At 70.7% G+C, this 19,230-nt stretch carries 35 protein-coding genes and 1 pseudogene; all 36 read right to left on the bottom strand.

Annotated elements, in window-relative coordinates:
- Positions 1-626 (bottom strand): annotated as a pseudogene (locus PSR1_RS12720) (hypothetical protein); the annotation flags it as partial.
- A gap of 153 nt (positions 627-779) precedes the next feature.
- Entirely contained in the window at positions 780-1,175 is a 396-nt protein-coding gene (gene rplS / locus PSR1_RS12715) for a 50S ribosomal protein L19 (protein ID WP_011420966.1), read from the bottom strand.
- A 25-nt stretch (positions 1,176-1,200) separates the two neighbouring features.
- Complete coding sequence (gene trmD / locus PSR1_RS12710) at positions 1,201-1,944, bottom strand: tRNA (guanosine(37)-N1)-methyltransferase TrmD (RefSeq protein ID WP_011420967.1); 744 nt, start codon at positions 1,942-1,944, stop codon at positions 1,201-1,203.
- Between the two features lie 41 nt (positions 1,945-1,985).
- Positions 1,986-2,480, bottom strand: coding sequence for a ribosome maturation factor RimM (gene rimM, locus PSR1_RS12705; protein ID WP_059437915.1), 495 nt, complete (start codon positions 2,478-2,480; stop codon positions 1,986-1,988).
- A gap of 2 nt (positions 2,481-2,482) precedes the next feature.
- The gene (locus tag PSR1_RS12700) at positions 2,483-2,713 is read right to left on the bottom strand and encodes a KH domain-containing protein (protein ID WP_011420969.1); all 231 of its coding nucleotides are present in this window, start codon (positions 2,711-2,713) and stop codon (positions 2,483-2,485) included.
- Positions 2,714-2,720: 7 nt separating this feature from the next.
- Entirely contained in the window at positions 2,721-2,987 is a 267-nt protein-coding gene (gene rpsP / locus PSR1_RS12695; protein WP_059437914.1) for a 30S ribosomal protein S16, read from the bottom strand.
- 111 nt (positions 2,988-3,098) lie between these two features.
- Positions 3,099-3,692 carry a hypothetical protein gene (locus PSR1_RS12690; protein WP_059437913.1) on the bottom strand — a complete coding sequence of 198 codons (594 nt, stop codon included), beginning with the start codon at positions 3,690-3,692 and terminating at the stop codon, positions 3,099-3,101.
- 118 nt (positions 3,693-3,810) lie between these two features.
- Entirely contained in the window at positions 3,811-4,299 is a 489-nt protein-coding gene (gene rplQ / locus PSR1_RS12685; protein ID WP_059437912.1) for a 50S ribosomal protein L17, read from the bottom strand.
- Positions 4,300-4,329: 30 nt separating this feature from the next.
- The gene (locus PSR1_RS12680) at positions 4,330-5,349 is read right to left on the bottom strand and encodes a DNA-directed RNA polymerase subunit alpha (protein ID WP_059437911.1); all 1,020 of its coding nucleotides are present in this window, start codon (positions 5,347-5,349) and stop codon (positions 4,330-4,332) included.
- 185 nt (positions 5,350-5,534) lie between these two features.
- Complete coding sequence (rpsD, locus tag PSR1_RS12675) at positions 5,535-6,161, bottom strand: 30S ribosomal protein S4 (RefSeq protein WP_011420974.1); 627 nt, start codon at positions 6,159-6,161, stop codon at positions 5,535-5,537.
- A 19-nt stretch (positions 6,162-6,180) separates the two neighbouring features.
- Entirely contained in the window at positions 6,181-6,564 is a 384-nt protein-coding gene (gene rpsK, locus PSR1_RS12670; RefSeq protein ID WP_011420975.1) for a 30S ribosomal protein S11, read from the bottom strand.
- 137 nt (positions 6,565-6,701) lie between these two features.
- Positions 6,702-7,088, bottom strand: a complete 387-nt coding sequence (gene rpsM, locus PSR1_RS12665) for a 30S ribosomal protein S13 (protein WP_011420976.1) — start codon at positions 7,086-7,088, stop codon at positions 6,702-6,704.
- 26 nt (positions 7,089-7,114) lie between these two features.
- The gene (gene rpmJ / locus PSR1_RS12660; RefSeq protein WP_011420977.1) at positions 7,115-7,231 is read right to left on the bottom strand and encodes a 50S ribosomal protein L36; all 117 of its coding nucleotides are present in this window, start codon (positions 7,229-7,231) and stop codon (positions 7,115-7,117) included.
- Positions 7,232-7,465: 234 nt separating this feature from the next.
- Entirely contained in the window at positions 7,466-8,260 is a 795-nt protein-coding gene (gene map / locus PSR1_RS12655) for a type I methionyl aminopeptidase (protein WP_059437910.1), read from the bottom strand.
- Positions 8,261-8,276: 16 nt separating this feature from the next.
- Positions 8,277-8,921 (bottom strand): adenylate kinase, encoded by a 645-nt coding sequence (locus tag PSR1_RS12650; RefSeq protein WP_059437909.1) that lies wholly within the window; start codon positions 8,919-8,921, stop codon positions 8,277-8,279.
- A 55-nt stretch (positions 8,922-8,976) separates the two neighbouring features.
- Entirely contained in the window at positions 8,977-10,320 is a 1,344-nt protein-coding gene (gene secY, locus PSR1_RS12645; RefSeq protein WP_059437908.1) for a preprotein translocase subunit SecY, read from the bottom strand.
- Positions 10,321-10,411: 91 nt separating this feature from the next.
- Positions 10,412-10,909, bottom strand: a complete 498-nt coding sequence (rplO, locus tag PSR1_RS12640; protein ID WP_059437907.1) for a 50S ribosomal protein L15 — start codon at positions 10,907-10,909, stop codon at positions 10,412-10,414.
- Between the two features lie 34 nt (positions 10,910-10,943).
- The gene (gene rpmD / locus PSR1_RS12635) at positions 10,944-11,174 is read right to left on the bottom strand and encodes a 50S ribosomal protein L30 (RefSeq protein ID WP_011420982.1); all 231 of its coding nucleotides are present in this window, start codon (positions 11,172-11,174) and stop codon (positions 10,944-10,946) included.
- 12 nt (positions 11,175-11,186) lie between these two features.
- Entirely contained in the window at positions 11,187-11,696 is a 510-nt protein-coding gene (rpsE, locus tag PSR1_RS12630; RefSeq protein ID WP_011420983.1) for a 30S ribosomal protein S5, read from the bottom strand.
- An 18-nt stretch (positions 11,697-11,714) separates the two neighbouring features.
- Complete coding sequence (gene rplR, locus PSR1_RS12625; protein ID WP_011420984.1) at positions 11,715-12,074, bottom strand: 50S ribosomal protein L18; 360 nt, start codon at positions 12,072-12,074, stop codon at positions 11,715-11,717.
- 63 nt (positions 12,075-12,137) lie between these two features.
- Entirely contained in the window at positions 12,138-12,680 is a 543-nt protein-coding gene (gene rplF, locus PSR1_RS12620) for a 50S ribosomal protein L6 (protein ID WP_011420985.1), read from the bottom strand.
- Positions 12,681-12,691: 11 nt separating this feature from the next.
- Positions 12,692-13,090: a 30S ribosomal protein S8 gene (gene rpsH, locus PSR1_RS12615; protein ID WP_011420986.1), complete on the bottom strand. Its 399-nt coding sequence runs from the start codon at positions 13,088-13,090 to the stop codon at positions 12,692-12,694.
- Positions 13,091-13,103: 13 nt separating this feature from the next.
- Positions 13,104-13,289: a type Z 30S ribosomal protein S14 gene (locus PSR1_RS12610; RefSeq protein WP_011420987.1), complete on the bottom strand. Its 186-nt coding sequence runs from the start codon at positions 13,287-13,289 to the stop codon at positions 13,104-13,106.
- Positions 13,290-13,300: 11 nt separating this feature from the next.
- Positions 13,301-13,843 carry a 50S ribosomal protein L5 gene (rplE, locus tag PSR1_RS12605; protein WP_011420988.1) on the bottom strand — a complete coding sequence of 181 codons (543 nt, stop codon included), beginning with the start codon at positions 13,841-13,843 and terminating at the stop codon, positions 13,301-13,303.
- A gap of 72 nt (positions 13,844-13,915) precedes the next feature.
- Positions 13,916-14,236, bottom strand: a complete 321-nt coding sequence (gene rplX / locus PSR1_RS12600) for a 50S ribosomal protein L24 (protein WP_059437906.1) — start codon at positions 14,234-14,236, stop codon at positions 13,916-13,918.
- 3 nt (positions 14,237-14,239) lie between these two features.
- On the bottom strand, positions 14,240-14,608 hold the full coding sequence (rplN, locus tag PSR1_RS12595) for a 50S ribosomal protein L14 (RefSeq protein ID WP_011420990.1): 369 nt from the start codon (positions 14,606-14,608) through the stop codon (positions 14,240-14,242).
- A gap of 3 nt (positions 14,609-14,611) precedes the next feature.
- A complete protein-coding gene (rpsQ, locus tag PSR1_RS12590) occupies positions 14,612-14,869 on the bottom strand; it encodes a 30S ribosomal protein S17 (RefSeq protein WP_059437905.1) in 258 nt (85 codons plus the stop codon).
- Between the two features lie 5 nt (positions 14,870-14,874).
- Positions 14,875-15,096, bottom strand: coding sequence for a 50S ribosomal protein L29 (gene rpmC, locus PSR1_RS12585; protein WP_059437904.1), 222 nt, complete (start codon positions 15,094-15,096; stop codon positions 14,875-14,877).
- 12 nt (positions 15,097-15,108) lie between these two features.
- Positions 15,109-15,525, bottom strand: a complete 417-nt coding sequence (gene rplP, locus PSR1_RS12580; RefSeq protein ID WP_011420993.1) for a 50S ribosomal protein L16 — start codon at positions 15,523-15,525, stop codon at positions 15,109-15,111.
- 32 nt (positions 15,526-15,557) lie between these two features.
- Positions 15,558-16,232, bottom strand: a complete 675-nt coding sequence (gene rpsC, locus PSR1_RS12575) for a 30S ribosomal protein S3 (RefSeq protein ID WP_059437903.1) — start codon at positions 16,230-16,232, stop codon at positions 15,558-15,560.
- A 20-nt stretch (positions 16,233-16,252) separates the two neighbouring features.
- A complete protein-coding gene (gene rplV / locus PSR1_RS12570; protein WP_011420995.1) occupies positions 16,253-16,693 on the bottom strand; it encodes a 50S ribosomal protein L22 in 441 nt (146 codons plus the stop codon).
- A 13-nt stretch (positions 16,694-16,706) separates the two neighbouring features.
- The gene (gene rpsS, locus PSR1_RS12565; protein WP_012525977.1) at positions 16,707-17,003 is read right to left on the bottom strand and encodes a 30S ribosomal protein S19; all 297 of its coding nucleotides are present in this window, start codon (positions 17,001-17,003) and stop codon (positions 16,707-16,709) included.
- A gap of 20 nt (positions 17,004-17,023) precedes the next feature.
- On the bottom strand, positions 17,024-17,872 hold the full coding sequence (rplB, locus tag PSR1_RS12560; protein WP_059437902.1) for a 50S ribosomal protein L2: 849 nt from the start codon (positions 17,870-17,872) through the stop codon (positions 17,024-17,026).
- An 18-nt stretch (positions 17,873-17,890) separates the two neighbouring features.
- Positions 17,891-18,184: a 50S ribosomal protein L23 gene (locus PSR1_RS12555; RefSeq protein ID WP_011420998.1), complete on the bottom strand. Its 294-nt coding sequence runs from the start codon at positions 18,182-18,184 to the stop codon at positions 17,891-17,893.
- Positions 18,181-18,801, bottom strand: a complete 621-nt coding sequence (gene rplD, locus PSR1_RS12550) for a 50S ribosomal protein L4 (protein WP_059437901.1) — start codon at positions 18,799-18,801, stop codon at positions 18,181-18,183. The genes PSR1_RS12555 and rplD overlap by 4 nt, the downstream gene beginning before the upstream one ends.
- A gap of 11 nt (positions 18,802-18,812) precedes the next feature.
- Entirely contained in the window at positions 18,813-19,118 is a 306-nt protein-coding gene (gene rpsJ / locus PSR1_RS12545) for a 30S ribosomal protein S10 (RefSeq protein WP_011421000.1), read from the bottom strand.
- Between the last annotated feature and the right edge of the window lie 112 nt (positions 19,119-19,230).

Genomic DNA, 19,230 nt, shown 5'->3' with positions numbered 1-19,230 from the left:
GGGCGGGCGCCCTCGCGGAGCGCGACGTCCAGCTCGGTGACGCGGGCCTGCAGCCCGTCCAGCTCCTGCTGCACCTTCTCCGAGGCGCGCGCGCGCACCAGCTCGCCCTCGAGCTGCGCGCGGCGGCGCCGGGCCTGCTCCGGCGAGAGCGGCGCGCGCTGCGGGACCGCGGCCGCCGTGCCGCCCATCGCCGGGCGCCGCGAGGGCAGGTCCGCCGCGGAGATGGTGAGGAGCGCGTCCTGCCGGGCGCGCGGCGGGACGCCGACGGGCGCGCGCAGCGCCGCGGCGATCTCGGCGAGGTCCTGGGAGACGAGCGAGAACGCGCGGCGCTCGGCGTCGAAGCGGTGGAGCTGCGCGCCGGCCGCGAAGTCGCGCACCAGCCGGTAGGTGACGCGGTCGTCGCCGACCAGGGTGAGCCCGGCGCGCACCGCCGCGCCGGCCGGGCCGCCGGGCGCGCGGGGCAGCGCCTCCGCGTCCCGCGCGTCGGGGTGCAGGAGCGCCTCGAGCAGGCGGCGCAGGGCGGCGCCGTCGGCGGAGACCACGTTGTATCCGGGGCGCAGCGTCGCCCGGCCACCAGCGGGCGCGACGCCGCGCACGCCCTGGGCTGCGAACTCGAGGAGGATCACGCTCGGGCCGGCATGTTAGCTCCCGGGCGCCGACGCGGGAAGCGCGGCGTCCCGCGCCCAAGGCACGGCACGGCCGCACACCGGCACACGCCGGGGTGCGGCCGCGAGGTGCGGAGGTGCGAGGCCGGCGCCGGACGGCGCGCCGGTGGGAGGCTACGCCGGGGTCGGCGCGGCGTGGGCGGCGTCGGCCGCGCCCGGGCCTTCCTCCTGGTGGAGGCGGGCCGCCTTGCCCTGCAGGTTGCGCAGGAAGTAGAGGCGCGAGCGGCGGACGCCGCCGTGGCCCACGACCTCGATCTTGTCGATGCGGGGGCTGTGCACGGGGAACATGCGCTCCACGCCCACGCCGTAGCTCACCTTGCGCACGGTGAACATGGACGAGCCGGGCGCGCCCTTGCGGTACGCGATCACCACGCCCTCGAAGACCTGGATGCGCTCCTTGTCGCCCTCCTTGATCTTCGTGTGCACGCGGACGCTGTCGCCCGCGCGCATCTCCGGAAGGTCGGTCCGCAGGTACTTCGCCTCGATGTCGGCAATCGCCTTGCGCAGCATGACGTCCGTCTCCTTTACCGCTCGTCTACAGCTCGTCGTCCCCGGCGTCGATCAGCCGGAGGTCGCTCTCGGGAAGCGAGACCCTCGTGAAGAGGTCCGGCCTCCGCTCCCGGGTGGCCCTGAGCGCCTCGCGCCGGCGCCACCGCTCGATCCGCCGGTGGTCCCCGGACAGCAGGACCTCCGGAACCCTCATCCCCCGGAACTCCGGGGGCCTCGTGTACTGCGGGTACTCGAGGAGCCCCTCGGCACCCGCGAAGCTCTCGGCGTCCGCGGACGCCGCGTTGCCCAGCACGCCGGGGACGAGGCGCGCGGCGGCGTCGACGACGCAGAGCGCCGCCAGCTCGCCGCCCGTGAGGACGAAGTCTCCGATCGAGACCTGCATGTCCACCGCCGTCATCACCCGCTCGTCCACTCCCTCGTACCGCCCGCACGCCAGGATCAGCCGCCCGTGCTCCGCGAACCGCCGCGCCAGCGCCTGGTCCAGCCGCGCGCCGCGCGGGCTGGTCAGGACCACCCAGGCCCCCGGGAGCCGCGCGCGCGCGGCCTCGATGGCCTCGACGAGCGGCTCCGGCTTCATCACCATGCCCGCCCCGCCGCCGTACGGCGCGTCGTCGCAGACCCGGTGCTTGCCCGTCGCGTGGTCGCGGATGTCCGTGATCGTCGCCGCGAGCAGGCCGGCCTCCTGCGCCTTCCCGAGGATGCTCTCCCCCAGGTACCCCGCGCACATGCGCGGGAACAGCGTCAGGATGTCGACCTCGAGCCTCGCCACGTCCGATCCTCTTCCTCGGCGGCCTCCTCCTCGCCCCCGGCCTACGGCTCCAGGAGCCCTTCCGGCGGGTCCACCACCACGCGACCCGCCGCGCGATCCACCTCGACGTACGGCGCGAGCGGCACCAGCAGCTCGCCCCGCGCGCCCTGCACGACCAGCACGTCCACCGCGCCGGTCTCCATCAGCCCGGTCACCGTCCCGAGCGCCTCGCCCTGGACGGTCACCACCGGCAGGCCCTCCAGGTCGCCCCAGTAGTGCCTGCCCTCTCCCGCCTCGCCCAGCGCCTCGCGGAGCGCGAGCACCTCGGCCCCGACCAGCGCCTCGGCCGCGGTGCGATCGGCGACGCCGTCCAGCCGCACCGCCCAGAGGCGCCCCTGCGGCCGCGCCTCCAGCACCTTCCGCTCCACCTGCCCGGCCGCGCCGTGCCGGAGCACGACGCGCTCGAGCGTTCCGAGCGCGCCCTCCGACCCGGCCACGCCCAGGTGGCCCTTGAGCCCGAGCGCCCGGACCACCTTGCCGATCCGGACGAGCGCCACGGTCAGTCGAGGATGTCGAGCACCGCGCGCCGGCCCTGGCGCCGGGCCGCGCAGTCGAGCACGGTCCGGAACGCCTTGGCGGTCTTGCCGCCCCGCCCGATGACGCGCCCGAGGTCGTCGGGGGCCACCGTGAGCTCGAAGACGGTCGCGCGGTCGCGCTCGATCGCCTCCACCCTCACGGCGTCCTTCTGCTCGACGAGCTCGCGGGCGAGCCACTGGACGAGGTCGCGCATCGACCCTCTACGCCTTCGGCGCGGCGGGCTGGGCCGCCTTGGCGGCCCGCTTGAGCAGCATCGCGACCGTCTGGCTCGGCTTGGCGCCGGCCTTCAGCCAGTGCTCGATCCGCTCGGCCTTGAGCTCGATCCGCTCCGGGCGCAGGGTCGGGTCGTAGATGCCGACGTCCTCGATGTACTTGCCGTCCCGCGCGTTGCGCGAGTCGGTCGCCACCACGTGATAGAAGGGCGCCTTGTGCGTGCCCGCGCGCGACAGACGAAGAACCACCGCCATGAGCTCTGCCTCCGTGAAGCCTAAGATCCTGGAACGTGGAAGCTTCTCCAGCGGTGCGTCCGCGGAGCCTCCACGAAAAGTGGGTTCCTTTACGCTAACTTAGCGCGGGTGTCAAGGCGCAGGGTGACCTTCCTGCGCCGCGCCGCCCGCGGTCGCGCGGCGCGAGGCCCGCAGCCGCGCCAGGTGGCCGCGCGGCGAGGCGCGCAGCACCGCCGCCCAGACCGCCCACGCGATCGCGGCGCCGGCCAGGCCGCCGCCCAGCAGATCCGGGCCCCAGTGCGGCCCGGACCACGCCCGCGCCGCCCCCCCGGCCGCTGCGACCAGGAGCGCCGCCCTCCCCCGCCGGCCGTAGGCGAGGAGCGTGTAGCCGACGAACACGCCGAGCGGGAGGCCCGGCGCCGAGGCGAGGTGCCGGAGCGTGGTGACGAGCAGGTCGCCCGCGTCCGCCGGCCGCGGCGCGGAGAGCACGCCCTGGGCGCCCACCGCCAGGGCCCCGGCGACCGCCAGCGCCGCCCAGAGCGGCGCGACCGCCTTCAGGACCCCGGGCACCTCGCGCTCCAGCCACGAGTACAGCGCGAGCCCCAGCAGCGCGAGGGCCCAGGGCTCGCTCGCGACGCCCGCCACCGCCCAGGCCACCTCGGCCCACCCCGGCGGCCCGGCGTGCCGGAGGGCGTCGAGCGGGTCCTGGGCGAGGAACGGCGGCATGGAGGGATGGTTGTACCAGCGGGCCGCCGCAGCGGAAAGCGAGAGGGGCCCCGAACGCGCGAGAGGCCGCGTGCGGCGCACGCGGCCTCCCCCGGGAGCGTCGGCCGCGCGGCCGGCGCTACTCGGCCTTGGCGGCCTTCTTGGCGGGCTTCTTCTCCGCCTTGGGCGCCTTGGCGGCCTTGGGGGCCTTCTCGGCCTTGCCCGCGGCCTTCTTCTCGCCCTTCTCCTCCGCCTCGGGGGCGGCGGCCGGGGTGCGGTCCACCAGCTCGATGACCGACATCTCGGCGTTGTCGCCGGCGCGGCGGCCGACGCGGACGATGCGGGTGTAGCCGCCCGGCCGCGCCTTGAAGCGCTCGGCGAGCGTGTCGAAGAGCTTGTTCAGCACCTCGACGTCCCGGACGTCCCGGTGGGCGAGGCGGCGCGCGTGCGGCGTCCCGCGCTTCGCCTGCGTGATCACCTTGTCGGCGAAGCGCTTCAGCTCCTTCGCCTTCGGGGTGGTGGTGACGATCCGCTCGTGGCGGAAGAGGCTCGTCACCATGTTCTTGAACATTGCGGTCCGGTGCTCGGTGGTGCGATCGAGCCGGCGGCCGACGACGCGGTGCTTCATCTGGTGATCTCCTGTCCCTGTGCGGGCGCGCTAGACCTTGGGCGCGCCCTGCGGCGCCGCCTTCGGCGGCCAGTTCTCGAGCTTCATGCCGAGGGAGAGGCCCATCTCGGCCAGGATCTCCTTGATCTCCTTCAGCGACTTCCGGCCGAAATTCTTCGTCTTGAGCATCTCGGCCTCGGTCTTCTGCACGAGGTCGCCGATGGTCTTGATGTTCGCGTTCTGCAGGCAGTTCGCGCTACGGACCGAGAGCTCCAGCTCGTCCACCGAGCGGAAGAGGTTCTCGTTCAGCTTCTGCTCCTCGACCGGCTTGATCTCCTCGGCCGGCTCCTCCGCCTCGTCGAAGTTGATGAAGATCGAGAGCTGCTCCTTCACGATCTTCGCGGCGAAGGCGACCGCGTCGGCCGGGGCGACCGAGCCGTCGGTCCAGACCTCGAGCGTCAGCTTGTCGTAGTCCGTCTGCTGCCCGACGCGCGCGTTGGTGACCTGGTAGTTCACCTTGCGGATGGGGCTGAAGAGCGCGTCGATGGGGATGGTGCCGATGGGCGAGCCGGGGACCTTGTTCCGCTCGGCCGGCACGTAGCCGCGGCCGCGGCGCGCGGTCATCTCGGCGCGGACCCGCCCGCCCTCGCTGATGGTGAGCAGGTGGTGGCCCGGGTTCAGCACCTCGACCTGCGCGTCCGTGATGAGGTCGCCGGCCTTGATCTCCTTCGGGCCGTCCGCCTCGATCCGGATCGTCTTCACGTCGTTGGTGTGGATCTGGAGCAGGACTTCCTTGAGGTTGAGGATGATGTCGGTGACGTCCTCGGCCACCTCGGGGATGGTCATGAACTCGTGCTCGACGCCCTCGACCTTCACCGAGGTGATCGCGGCGCCCTGCAGGCTCGAGAGCAGCACGCGCCGGAGCGAGTTGCCGAGGGTGATGCCGAAGCCCCGCTCGAGCGGCTCCGCGACGAACTTCCCGTAGGTGTTCGAGAGGCTCTCCTGGTCCACGACCAGGCCGCGGGGCTTGATGAGGTCCCGCCAGTTCTTCGTGACGATCGGATCGACCATGGGCTGTCTCCTGGGCCGCCGCCCCCTCTCCCGGCCCGCTCAGCCATGCGGCAGGAGCACCGTGGGACGCGCGACTGCTTGGGATGGTGCGGCGCGGGCCGCGGCGCTCGCGCGCCCGGCCCGCCCGCCGGACCCGTACCGCGGCCGCCGTGGCGGCCGCCGCCCCGGGTCCGCGGGGGGCGCGACTACTTCGAGTACAGCTCGACGATGAGCTGCTCCTGGATCGGCATGGTGATGTCCTCGCGCGCCGGCGAGGTCTTCACGGTGCCCTTGAAGCCGCCCTTGTCGAGGTCGAGCCACGCGGGCACGCCGCGGCGGTCCACCGCCTCGAGCGCCTCGGTGATCCGGACCACCTTCTTCGAGCGGTCCTTCAGCTCCACCTTGTCGCCGGGCCGGCACAGGTAGCTGGGGATGTTGACCTTGCGGCCGTTCACCTTGAAGTGGCCGTGGCGGACCAGCTGCCGGGCCTCGTTGCGGGTGTCCGCGAAGCCGAGCCGGAAGACCACGTTGTCGAGCCGGAGCTCGAGGGTCTGCAGCAGGTTCTCGCCGGTCTTGCCCTTGGCGGCCGCCGCGTTCTGGTAGGCGTGGCGGAACCCGGCCTCGAGGAGGCCGTACATCCGCTTCACCTTCTGCTTCTCGCGGAGCTGGACGCCGTACTCGGAGAACTTGGTCCGGCCCTGGCCGTGCTGGCCGGGAGGATACGGGCGGCGCTCGATGGCGCACTTGTCGGTGTAGCACCGATCGCCCTTGAGATACATCTTGAGGTTTTCCCGGCGGCAGAGCCGGCAGACGCTTTCGCTGTAACGGGCCACGTGTGTCTCCTGGAGGTGATCAGACCCGGCGGCGCTTGGGCGGCCGGCACCCGTTGTGCGGGATCGGCGTCACGTCGCGGATCAGGGTGATCTTGAGGCCGGCGGCGGAGAGCGCGCGGAGGGCGGACTCGCGGCCGGCGCCCGGGCCCTTCACCACCACCGAGACGGTCTTGAGGCCGTGCTCCATCGCCTTGGCGGCGGCGTCGCCCGCCGCGACCTGCGCGGCGAACGGCGTCGACTTGCGCGAGCCCTTGAAGCCGCGCGCGCCGGCGCTGGACCAGGCGATCACGTTGCCGGTCACGTCGGTGATGGTGATCTGCGTGTTGTTGAAGGTCGAGGCGATGTGGACGATGCCCGCCGCGATGTTCTTCTTCACCCGCTTCTTCCCCTTCTTCGGGGTCACGGGCGACGCGGTCACCGGCTCGATGCCGCCGAGGTTGGGCGCCGCGGGGGCGGTCGCCTCCTCCTTCTTCGCAGGCTGCTCTGCCTTCGTCTGCTTCTCGTCAGCCACTGAGGATTCTCCGGTTCTCTAGGAGTGCGTTAGGCCTTGGGGGCCGGCGCCGCCGCCTTGCGGACGAGGCCCTTCTTCGGGCCCTTCCGCGTGCGGGCGTTGGTGTGCGTGCGCTGGCCGCGGACCGGCAGGCCCTTGCGGTGCCGGAGGCCGCGGTAGCAGCCGAGGTCCATGAGCCGCTTGACGTTGAGCGAGATCTCGCGGCGGAGGTCGCCCTCCACCTTCACGTTCTGCTCGATGGTCTCGCGGATGCGGCGGACCTCGTCGTCCGTGAGGTCCTTGGTCCGGGTCACCGGGCTGACGTTCGCGCGCTCGAGGATGAGCTTCGCGGAGGTCTTCCCGATTCCGTAGATGTACTGGAGGCTGACCTCGATCCGCTTCTCACGGGGAAGGTCGACGCCGGCGATTCGAGCCATTCGTCTCTCCGAAAACGCGCGGGGGCCTAGCCCTGGCGCTGCTTGTGGCGGGGGTTCGCCGGGCAGATGATCCGCACGGTGCCCTTGCGCTTGATGACCTTGCACTTGTCGCAAATCTTCTTGACCGACGCGCGGACCTTCATGACCGACGCCTCCGATGCTGCTTCAAAAGACAAAAACGCCCGCCGCGACGACCGGCGGGGCTGGCGGCGGGGTCTCGCTGGGACCCCTACTCTAGAGCCGCCCGGATTTTCCGGGGTTTCCCGGCGCCGCCCCTGAACGAGCGGCTTTGCGAAGCGGGCCCTATAACACAGAGGATTTTGGGGTGCAAGCACGAGCGACGGCCCGCCGCCGCCCGCTCCCCCGCTCGCCTGCGCTCAGGCGCCCTCCAGCGGCACTCCTTCCGGCAACGTGAGGATTTCGGGTCCGTTTTCCGTGATGGCCACGGTGTGCTCGAAGTGCGCGGATCTCGACCCGTCCCGCGTCACCGCGGTCCACCCGTCGTCGAGCGTCTCCACCTCGCGGCCGCCCGCGTTCACCATCGGCTCGATGGCGATGACCATGCCCGCCCGGAGGAGCGCCCCCGTCCCGGGGGTCCCGAAGTTCGGGACCTGGGGCGGCTCGTGCAGCCGGCGGCCGATGCCGTGGCCCACGAAGTCGCGCACCACCGAGAAGCCCGCCGCCTCGACGTGCCGCTGCACGGCGGCGCCGACGTCGCCGGTGTGGCGCCCCGCGGTCGCGGCGGCGATGCCCCGCGCCAGCGCGGCCCGCGTCACGGCCAGCAGCCGCTCGCCCTCCGGCGAGGGCCGGCCCACCGCGACGGTCCGCGCCGAGTCGGCGAACCAGCCGTCGAGCACCGCCCCGAAGTCGAGGCCGACCAGGTCGCCCACCTCGAGCACGCGGTCCGGCGACGGGATCCCGTGGATCACCTCGTCGTTCACCGAGATGCACAGCGTGGCGGGGTAGCCGTGGTAACCGAGGAACGCCGGCGCCGCGCCGAGCTCGCGCGTGCGCGCGGCGGCGAGGCGATCCAGGTCGGCGGTGGTGACGCCCGGGGCGGCGGCGCGGGCCAGCGCCTCCAGCACCTCCCACACGACGCGGCCCGCGGCGCGGATCCCGGCCACGTCGGCGGGGGTCCGCGTGGCGGCGCGCTCGCGGGTCGTCCCGTACATGCGCTGCGGCGCGGGCCTAGCGGCCCAGGACCTTCTTCGTCGCCGCGAGGATGCCCTCGGGCGTGCCGACGCCCTCGACCTCGGCCAGCTCGCCGCGGTCGCGGTAGTAGCGCTTCAGCGGCTCGGTCTTGGTGCCGTACTCCTGCATGCGCTTGCGGACGTTCTCCGGCTTGTCGTCCTCGCGCTGCACGAGCTCGGCGTCGTCGCGGTCGCAGTAGCCCGCGCGCTTGGGCGGGTTCGCGGACACGTGGTAGACGGCGCCGCACCTCGGGCAGCTCCGCCGCCCGCTGATCCGCTCGACCACGAGCTCCTCGGCCACCTCGTACGAGAGCGCGCGGTCGATGGACCGGCCCAGCGAGCGCAGCAGGCCGTCGAGGTACTCCGCCTGCACCACCGTGCGCGGGTAGCCGTCCAGGATGAAGCCGGGCGCCACGTCGGGGCGGGACAGCCGCTCCTTCACCATGGCGTTGGTGATGTCGTCGGTGACGAGCCCCCCGGCGTCCATGATGGCCTGGACCTGCTTGCCGATCTCGGTCCCGCGCGCCTTGTGGTCGCGGAACATGTCGCCGGTGGAGATGTGCGGGATGCCGAGCTCCGTGGAGAGGAGCTTGGCCTGGGTGCCCTTGCCCGCGCCGGGCGGGCCGAGGAGGATGAGGATCATCGCGTCGCCTCCGGATGCGCGAAGGGCCCCGCCGCGGCGAGGCCCCCGCGGCGTCTCATGCGCCGACCGCTTGCCCCGTCGTCATCCGCCGGCCGCGGATGCGCGGGCCGCGGGGACCGGTGAAGCCCTCGTAGTGCCGCGTGATGAGGTGCCCCTCGATCTGCTGGACGGTGTCGAGCGCCACGCCGACCACGATGAGCAGCGAGGTGCCGCCGAAGTAGAAGTTCACCCCGAACTCGTTCGTGATGACGGTCGGCAGCACGCAGATGGCGGCCAGGTAGATGGCGCCGCCGAAGGTGATGCGCGACAGCACGAAGTCGATGTAGTCGGCGGTCTTCTTGCCGGGGCGGATGCCCGGGATGTAGCCGCCGTACTTCTTGAGGTTGTCGGCCACGTCCACCGGGTTGAACGTCACCGCGGTGTAGAAGTACGCGAAGAAGACGATCAGGGCGACGTAGATGGTGTTGTAGATCCAGCTGCCCGCCTGGATGGCGTTCGACATCCGCTGCAGGAACGGGAACCAGCCCGCCATGGTCGCCGGCAGCAGCAGCAGCGACGACGCGAAGATGGGCGGGATCACGCCGGAGGTGTTCACCTTCAGCGGCAGGTGCGTGGACTGGCCGCCGTAGAGCTTCCGGCCCACCATGCGCTTCGCGTACTGGATCGGGATGCGGCGCTGGCCGCGCTCCACGTACACGATCGCGCCGATCACCACCACCATGAGCGCGGTGAGCACGAGCAGGCCCAGGCCGGTGAGCTGCGAGCCGGAGGCGCCGAGCTGCCGGACCGTGGTGTAGATGGCGGCCGGGATGCGGGCCACGATGCCCGCGAAGATGATGAGGGAGATGCCGTTGCCGACGCCGCGCTCGGTGATCTGCTCGCCCATCCACATGATGAACGCGGTGCCCGCGGCGAGCGAGACCATGGTGAGCAGGCGGAAGCCCCAGCCCGGATCGCCCACCACCGCCACGCCGTTCCCGGCGCGGAGCGACTCGAGGTAGGTGGCGATGCCGTAGCCCTGGATGGCGGAGAGGACCACCGTGCCGTAGCGCGTGTACTGCGTGATCTTGCGCCGGCCCAGCTCGCCTTCCTTCTGCATCTTCTCGAGCGACGGGACCACCACCGTCAGGAGCTGCAGGATGATGGACGACGACACGTACGGCATGATGCCGAGCGCGAAGATCGAGAGCTGCTCGAAGGCGCCGCCGGAGAAGAAGTTGAGGAGGCCGAGCAGGCTGCCCTGCTGGGCCACCACGTCCTGCATCGCCCGCCGGTCCACGCCGGGCGTGGTGACGAAGATGCCGAGCCGGTAGACGGCCAGCATCCCGAGGGTGAAGAACAGCCGCTTCCGGAGCTCGGCGATCCGGAAGATGTTGAACAGCCCGCTCGCTGCGGCCATGCGGTTCCCTTTCCCCTGCGCCTGCCGGGCGGCCCGCCGCCCGCTCACCGTCCGGGCGGCCCGCCGAGGACCGGCGGGCCCGCCGGGACCCCTACTTCGCCTGCGCAGCCGCCTTCTTCGCGGCCTTCGCCTTCTGGTGCATGGTCTGCGGCGCCGGGATCAGCTCGACCTTCCCGCCCGCCTTCTCGATGGCGGCGCGCGCGCCGGCGGTGACGCGGTGGACCTTGACCGTCAGCGCGCTCGAGAGCTCGCCGCCCGCCAGGACCACCACCCCGTCGCGGTTGCCGCGCACCAGGCCGGCGGACTTCAGGGCGACGGGGTCGACGACGCCGGAGAGGCCCTGGAGGTCACCCACCTTCACCTCCTCGAGCTCGCGCCGGAAGATGTTGTGGAAGCCGAACTTCGGGAGGCGCCGCTGGAGCGGCATCTGGCCGCCCTCGAAGCCCTCGAAGTGCATGTTGCCGGAACGGGCCTTCTGGCCCTTCCCGCCGCGGCCGGCGGTCTTGCCGAGGCCGGAGCCCTGGCCACGGCCGACGCGCTTCTTGGCGCGGTTGGCGCCCCGGGGCGCCTTGAGCTGGTTCAGCGACATGAAGGTTCTCCTTTTAGCACGCGGCGCGTGACTGTCACGAACGGGCCGCGGCCTTCCTGGCCTTCCGGCCAGGCGGCGGCGCAGCGTCCACCCGCTCCCACTCCACGAGGTAGGAGACCTTCGCGATCATCCCCAGCGTCTGGGGCGTGTCGGGGAGGAGCTTCGTCGACTCACGCTTCTTGAGACCCAGGCCCTCGACGATGACCCGGTGCGGCCAGGGGCAGCCCGCGAGCCCGCGGACGAGCTTGACCTTGATGGCAGCCATGGTGGTTCCTTCCTACGCCCCGGTGATCTCGGCGGCCTGCTTGCCGCGGAGCCGGGCGCTGTCCTCGACGGACCGCAGCCGCTTCAGGCCGGCGACGGTCGCCTTGAGGACGTTGTGGGGGTTGCGGGAGCCCTGGCTCTTGGTGAGCACGTTGCGGACGCCGGCCGCCTCGAGGACGGCGCGGACGGCGCCGCCGGCGATGACGCCGGTGCCCTCGCCCGCGGGCTTCAGCAGCACGCGCCCGGAGCCGAAGTGGCCGAGCACCTCGTGCGGGATGGTGGTCCCGACGAGCGGCACCCTGAACAGGTTCTTCTTGGCCTGGTCGCCGCCCTTGCGGATGGCCTCCGGGACCTCGTTCGCCTTGCCGAGGCCGACCCCGACGTGGCCCGCGCCGTCGCCGACGACGACGAGCGCCGAGAAGCTGAACCGGCGGCCGCCCTTCACGACCTTGGCGACGCGGTTGATGTGGACGACGCGATCCTGGAGCTCGAGCTCGTTCGCGTTGATGGGGGTGGTAGCCATTCGAGACCTTTCCGTCGCCTAGAACTTGAGCCCGGCCTCGCGCGCGGCGGCGGCCACCGCCTCGACGCGGCCGTGATAGTCGAAGCCGTTGCGGTCGAACACGACCTGCTCGATCCCCTTCGCCTTGGCCGCCTTGGCGAGGGCCTCGCCCACCTTCTTGGCGGCGCCGGTCTTGTCCTCGTCGCCGAGCTCGCCCTTGAGGGCCTTCGAGGTGGTCGCGACCGACACGAGCGTCTTGCCCGCGACGTCGTCGACCAGCTGGGCGTACATGTGCTTGAGGCTCTTGTAGATCGTGAGCCGCGGCCGCAGCTCGGTGCCGGAGATCTTCCGGCGGATGCGGGCCCTGCGCTTCTCGCGCGTGGTGACGTGCTTCGCCATGACGTTCCTCCTTGCGGCGGCGCCGACCCGGCCGCCGCATGAGTGGTTGTGGGGACGGGCGGGCTACGCCGCGCCGGTCTTGCCTTCCTTGCGGCGGATGGTCTCGTCCGCGTACTTGATGCCCTTGCCCTTGTACGGCTCGGGCGGGCGGAGGTCGCGAACCTTCGCGGCGGTGAGGCCGAGCAGGTGCTTGTCCACCGAGCGGATGGTGAGCTTGGTCTGCTTCGCGTCCACCTCGGCGGTGACGCCCTCGGGGAGCTTGAAGACGACCGGGTGCGAGAAGCCCAGGGTGAAGTGGATCTCCTTCCCCTTCACCTCGGCCTTGAAGCCGACCCCGTTGATCTCGAGGCCCTTCTCGTAGCCCTTCACCACGCCCTCGAGCGCGTTCTTCACCAGCGTGCGCGTCAGGCCGTGCAGGCCCTTCGCCACGTGGGACTCGTCCTGGCGGGCGACCTTCACCTCGCCCTTGTCCACCTGGACGCTGACGAGGGGGTTGGTGGGGAAGTGCATCTTCCCCTTCGGCCCCTCGACCTTCACGACGTTGCCGTCCACGGAGACCTTGACCTTCTCCGGGATCTTGACGGGCATCTTGCCGACACGAGACATGGCGGTCTTCCTTACCAGACGGTGCAGATCAGCTCGCCGCCGACCTTCTGCTTGCGGGCCTCGCGATCCACCATCACGCCCTTGGACGTGGAGAGGATCGCGATCCCCATCCCGTTGAGGACGCGGGGGATGGAGTCGGTCGCGACGTAGCGGCGGAGCCCGGGCTTCGAGACGCGCTTGATGTCGCTGATGGCCGGCTCGCGGTCGGCGCTGTACTTGAGGACGATGGTGATGGCGCCCTGGACGCCGTCCTCGTGGAGGACGAAGTCCTTGATGAAGCCCTCCTCGCGGAGGACCTCGGCGATGCGGACCTTGAGCCGCGAGGCCGGCACCAGGCACTTCTCATGACGCGCGGAGGAAGCGTTGCGGATGCGCGTCAGCATGTCGCCAATGGGATCGGTGAAGCTCATCGATCGATCTCTCCTACCAGCTCGACTTGATGACGCCGGTGATCTCGCCCTGCAGCGCGCGCTTGCGGAAGCAGATGCGGCACATCTGGAACTTGCGCAGGAAGGCCCGCGGGCGGCCGCAGAGCGGGCAGCGGTTGTACTGCCGGACCGGGAACTTCAGCTTGCGCGTGGCCTGCGCCATCTTGGAAAGCTTCGCCATGGAATCTCCCTCTACTGACGGAACGGCATGCCGAGGTGGCGCAGCAGCGCTCGGCCCTCTTCGTCGTTCCGGGCGGTGGTCACCACCGTGATGTTGAGGCCTTTGATCTTCTCGACCTTGTCGTAGTTGATCTCCGGGAAGATGATCTGCTCGCGCACACCGAGCGTGTAGTTGCCCTTCCCGTCGAAGGCCTTCGGCGACACGCCCTTGAAGTCGCGGACGCGCGGCAGCGCGATCGAGACCAGGCGGTCGAAGAACTCGTACATCCGGTCGCCGCGCAGCGTGACCATGGCGCCGATGGACTGGCCCTGGCGCAGCTTGAAGTTGGCGATCGACTTGCGGGCGCGGGTCACGACCGGCTTCTGGCCGGTGATCGCGGCGAGCTGCTCGACGGACGCGTCGATGATCTTGCCGTTGTTGATCGCCTCGCCCAGGCCCATGTTCACCACGATCTTCTCGAGGCGGGGGGCCTGCATCGGGTTCGCGAACCCGAGCTCCTTCATCAGCTCGGCACGAAGCTGCTTGTCGTACCGCTCCTTCAAACGCGCTGCCATCGTGTCTCTCCTTGCCTTCGGCCGGCCTCTTCGCGTGCCGGGCGATGCGTCGTGCTGCGATCCCGCCGCGACCTACTTCGCGGCGGCCTTGCGCTTCTGCAGCCGGGCCTTCTCCTTGGCGCCCAGCTCGCGGCCGATCTGCTCGCGCCGCACCGGCTTGTCGTCCTTGCCCACCACCATCACGCTCGAGATGGCGATGGTGCCGGGCAGCTCCAGGATCCCGCCCTCCGGGTTGGCCTGGCTGCGGCCCTTCTTCTGGTGCCGCTTGACGGTCATGAGCTTCTCGACGCGCACGCGGCCCTTCTCGCGCAGCACCTCGAGCACCCTGCCCGACTTGCCCTTCTCCTTGCCGGCGATGACCTTGACGGTGTCGCCCTTCCGAATCTCCGCCATGACCTAGAGGACCTCCGGCGCGAGGCTGATGATCTTCATGAACTTGCGGGCGCGGAGCTCGCGGGCGACCGGGCCGAAGATGCGGGTGCCGATGGGCTCGAGGTCCTTGTTGATGAGGACCGCCGAGTTGCCGTCGAAGCGGATGTAGCTGCCGTCGGGGCGCTTCACCTCGCGGGCGGTGCGGACGATGACGGCGCGGGCGACCTCGCCCTTCTTCACCTTGGCCTGCGGGATCGCCTCCTTGATCGAGACGACGATCACGTCGCCGATGGAGGCGTACTTCCGCCGGGTGCCGCCGAGCACCTTGATGCACATCACCCGCTTCGCGCCGGAGTTGTCGGCGACGTCGAGCATGGTCTGCTGCTGGATCATGGCCTAGGCCTCCGCCTTCTCGATCGTCTCGGCCACGCGCCAGCGCTTGTCCTTCGAGATCGGGCGGGTCTCGACGATCCGCACGCGGTCGCCGATCTGGCACGCCTGGTTCTCGTCGTGCGCCTTGTACTTCTCGGCCTTGGTCACGATCTTGCCGTACTTGGGGTCCGCCACCCGGCGCTCGACCTTCACGACGACGGTCTTCGTCATCTTGTTCGAGACCACCACGCCGATGCGGGACTTCCGGTTGCCGCGCTCCATGTCGGTCACTCCTTCGCCTTCCCGGCCTCGGCCGAGGCGAGGGCCTTCTCGCGGGCCACGGTGAGGCAGCGCGCGATGTCGCGCTTCGTCTTGCTGAGGTCGGCGGTCGAGTCGAGCACGCCGGTGTTCGCCTTGCTCTTCAGGTCGAAGAGCGTCTGCTTGAGCTCCGCGGCGCGGGCCTCGAGCTCCTGAACCGAGAGCTCGCGCAGCTCCTTGACGGTCGCCATGGTCGTCGCTCCTTACAGCGTCTCGCCGCGCTTCACCAGCTTCGTGGCGACGGGCAGCTTGTGGGCGGCGAGGTGGAACGCCTTCTTCGCGGAGGCGTCGTCCACGCCGGCCAGCTCGTACAGCACGCGGCCCGGCTTCACGACGGCGACGTAGAACTCCACGTTGCCCTTGCCGGTGCCCATGCGCGTCTCGGCGGGCTTCTTGGTGATGGGCTTGTCCGGGAAGACGCGGATCCAGAGCTTGCCGCCGCGCTTCACGTAGCGGGTGATGGCCACGCGGGCCGCCTCGATCTGGCGGGACGTGAGCCTGCCGCACTCGGTGGCCTGGAGGCCGTACTCGCCCTGGGCGAGGTCCGAGCCGCGGTACGCCTTGCCGCGCATGCGGCCCTTCTGCATCTTCCGGTACTTCGTTCGCGCCGGCTGAAGCATGTCCTTCTCCTAGGTGTGCCTGGGGCGCGGCCTTACGGCCGGGCGCCGCCGGTGGTGCGAGGAGCGCGCGCGCCCGCGGACTGCGGGAGGACCTCGCCGCGCATGATCCAGACCTTGCACCCGATCTTGCCGTAGGTGGTCTTCGCCTCGGCGAACCCGTAGTCGATGTCCGCGCGGAGCGTGTGCAGCGGCACGCGGCCCTCGCGGTACCACTCGTACCGGGCCATCTCGGAGCCACCCAGGCGGCCCGAGCACGCCACGCGGATGCCCTTCGCGCCGAACTTCAGCGCGGTCTGCACCGACTTCTTCATGGCGCGGCGGAACGCGATGCGGCGCTCGAGCTGCGTCGCGATGTTCTCGGCGACGAGCTGCGCGTCGGTCTCGGCCTTCCGGACCTCGACGACGTTCAGGTAGACCTCGTTGGCGGTCAGGCCCTGGAGGTCCTTCTTGATGGTCTCGATCCCGGCGCCGCGCTTGCCGATGACGATGCCCGGGCGCGCGGTGTGGACGTTGATCTTGACCTTGTTGGCCGCCCGCTCGATCTCGATCCGGGAGATGCCGGCCTGGCCGAGCTTCTCCTTCACGAACTCACGGAGCTTGATGTCCTCGTGCAGCCACTTCGCGTAGTTCTTCTCTTCGTACCACTTCGAGTCCCAGGAGCGGATCACTCCGAGGCGGAACCCGATAGGATGAACTTTCTGTCCCATTGATCTCTCCTCTCGGGTTCCTAGCCGCGCGCGGCGGTACCGAGCTCCACGTACACGTGGCTGGTCTTCTTCTCGACCCGGAACGCCCGGCCCATCGCGCGCGCCATGAAGCGCCGCATCTTCGGGCCCTGGTCCACGGTCAGCGTCTTCACGAACAGCGCGTCCACGTCCACGCGGCCGCCGCCCTGCTCGGCGTTCGCGACCGCCGACCGGAGCAGCTTGGCGAGCGGCTTGGCGGCGGACTGCGGCGTGTACTTCAGCATCGCGAGCGCGTCGCCGACCTTCATCCCGCGGACCTCGTCCGCGACGATGCGCACCTTGCGCGGCGCGACGCGCAGGTAGCTGAGGGAGGCGTGCGGCCCCGGCGCCGGGGCGGCGGGGCGGTTCTTGCGGGCGCGCGCCGGCGGCGGAGCGCGGCGTTCGGCCTTCTTCTTCGGCGTCGTGGTCTGGGTCTCGGCCATGTCCAGTTCCTCGCTACTTCTTCGCCGGGGCCGGTGCCGCCGCGGCCTTCTTCTCGGCCGAGTGGCCGTGGAAGGTGCGGGTGGGCGCGAACTCGCCCAGCTTGTGCCCGACCATGTTCTCGGTCACGAACACCGGCACGAACTTCCGCCCGTTGTGGACGGCGAACGTGTGCCCGACGAAGTCCGGCAGGATGGTGCTCCGCCGCGACCAGGTCTTGATGACCGACTTCTTGTTGCCCTTGTTCGCGTCCTCGACCTTCTTCGTGAGGTGCTTGTCGGCGAACGGGCCCTTCTTGATCGAACGCGCCATGAGTGGCTATCCCTTCCCGCCTAGCGCTGCGTGTTGCGCACGCCGGGGCGGCGCCGCGTGACGATGAACTTGTCGGTGCGGCGGTTGTTGCGGGTCTTGAGGCCCTTGGTCTTCTGTCCCCACGGGCTGACCGGGTGCGGGTTGCCCTGACCGGACTTGCCCTCGCCGCCGCCGTGCGGGTGGTCGACCGGGTTCATGGCGAGGCCGCGGACGGTCGGGCGGATGCCCAGCCAGCGGCTCTTGCCGGCCTTGCCGACGCGCACCGACGAGCTCTCCACGTTGCCGAGCTGGCCGATGGTCGCCTTGCAGTCCTGCAGGACCTTGCGGACCTCGCCGGACGGCAGGCGGATCTGGGCGTAGCCGCCCTCCTTCGCCATGAGCTGCCCGAAGGAGCCCGCGGTGCGGATCATCTTCGCGCCGGAGCCCGGGGCCGTCTCCACGTTGTGGATCACGGTGCCGAGCGGGATGGTGCGGACCGGCAGCGCGTTGCCCGGGCGGATGTCCACGTCCGCGCCGGACAGCAGCGTGTCGCCGACCGCCACGCCCACCGGGGCGAGGATGTAGCGCTTCTCGCCGTCCAGGTAGTGGAGCAGCGCGATGCGCGCGGTGCGGTTCGGGTCGTACTCGATGGCCGCGACCTTGGCCGGCACGCCGTCCTTCTCGCGCCGCCAGTCGATGATGCGGTAACGGCGCTTGTGGCCGCCGCCGATGTGGCGGGTGGTGACCTTGCCGTGGGCGTTGCGGCCGCCGCTCTTGCGGACCGGCTTGGTGAGCCGCTTCTCGGGCTTCGCCTTGGTGATCTCGGCGAAGTCCGACACGGTCATGTGGCGCCGGGCCGGGCTGGTGGGCTTGTATTCCTTGAGGGCCATGTGCGTCTCCCGTCCGGCTTATGTCCCCTCGAAGAGGGCGATGGTGTCGCCTTCCTTGAGGGTCACGTAGGCCTTCTTCCAGTTGGGCCGGCGGCCGACGTTGCGGCCGACGCGCTTGTTCTTCCCGCGCGCGATGGCGGTCCGCACGTCGAGCACGTGCACGTTGAAGAGCTTCTCCACCGCCTGCTTCACCTGGATCTTGGTGGCGTCGCGGTGGACCTCGAAGGCGTACTGACGGCTCGCCTCGCGTGCCCGCTCCGCCTTCTCGGTGATGAGCGGGCGCTTCACCACGTCCTGGACAGCGAGGTTCATGACAGGCTGGCCTCCAGCTTCTTGGCGGTGTCCGCGGTCAGCACCAGGGCGTCGTGCCGCAGGATGTCGTACACGTTGAGCCCCTCCACCGCGAGGAAGTCGGAGCCGGAGAGGTTCCGGACGCTCTTCGCGAGGGCGAGGTTCGCGGCGTCGTCCACCACCAGGGCCTTCTTCGCGCCGAGCGCGGCGAGGACCTTGGCGGCGGCGGCGGTCTTCGGCCCCTCGGGCTTCCACTCCTGCACGATGACCAGCTTCTGGTCCTTCGAGCGGAGCGCGAGGGCCGAGCGCAGCGCGGCCTTCCGCACCTTCTTCGGCACGTCGTAGGAGTAGTCGCGCGGCTTCGGCCCCATGGCCTTGCCGCCGCCCACCCACTGGGACGCGCGCGTCGAGCCCTGGCGGGCCCGACCGGTGTGCTTCTGCTTCCAGGGCTTCTTGCCGCCGCCGGAGACGAGGGACCGGTTCTTCACCGCGTGGGTGCCCGAGCGATCGGAGGCGAGCTTCGCCTTCACCACCTCGTAGAAGAGGTGCTCGTTCACCTCGCCGGCGAAGACGGCGTCGGCGAGGTCGAGCTCGCCCACCTTCTTCTTCGACAGGTCGTAGACGTCGAACTTGGCCATGATGTCCTCGACTACTTGATCTCCACGTCCACGCCGGCCGAGAGGTCGAGCTTCATGAGCGCGTCGAGCGTCTGCGGGGTCGGCTCGAGGATGTCGAGGAGCCGCTTGTGCGTGCGGATCTCGAACTGCTCGCGCGACTTCTTGTCGACGTGCGGGCTGCGGAGGACGGTGAACTTGTTGATCCGGGTGGGGAGCGGGATCGGGCCGGCGACCTTGGCGCCGGTCCGCTTCGCGGTCTCCACGATCTCGCCGGCCGACTGATCGAGCAGCTTGTAGTCGTAGGCCTTGAGCCGGATCCGAATCTTCTGAGTCGCCATTGAAAAGCCTTTTGTCTGCGTGTCCGGCGCAGCGCGGTGAGGGGCCCGTCCACCAGGGCGGGCCACCCGCCGCCGTTCGCTCGGCGTGCTTCGCTACTGGATGACCTCGGCC

This window comes from Anaeromyxobacter sp. PSR-1, assembly GCF_000964525.1.
Lineage (GTDB): Bacteria > Myxococcota > Myxococcia > Myxococcales > Anaeromyxobacteraceae > Anaeromyxobacter.
Note: the sequence above shows the minus strand (reverse complement) of the source record. Positions and strands in the feature narration are given on the sequence as shown.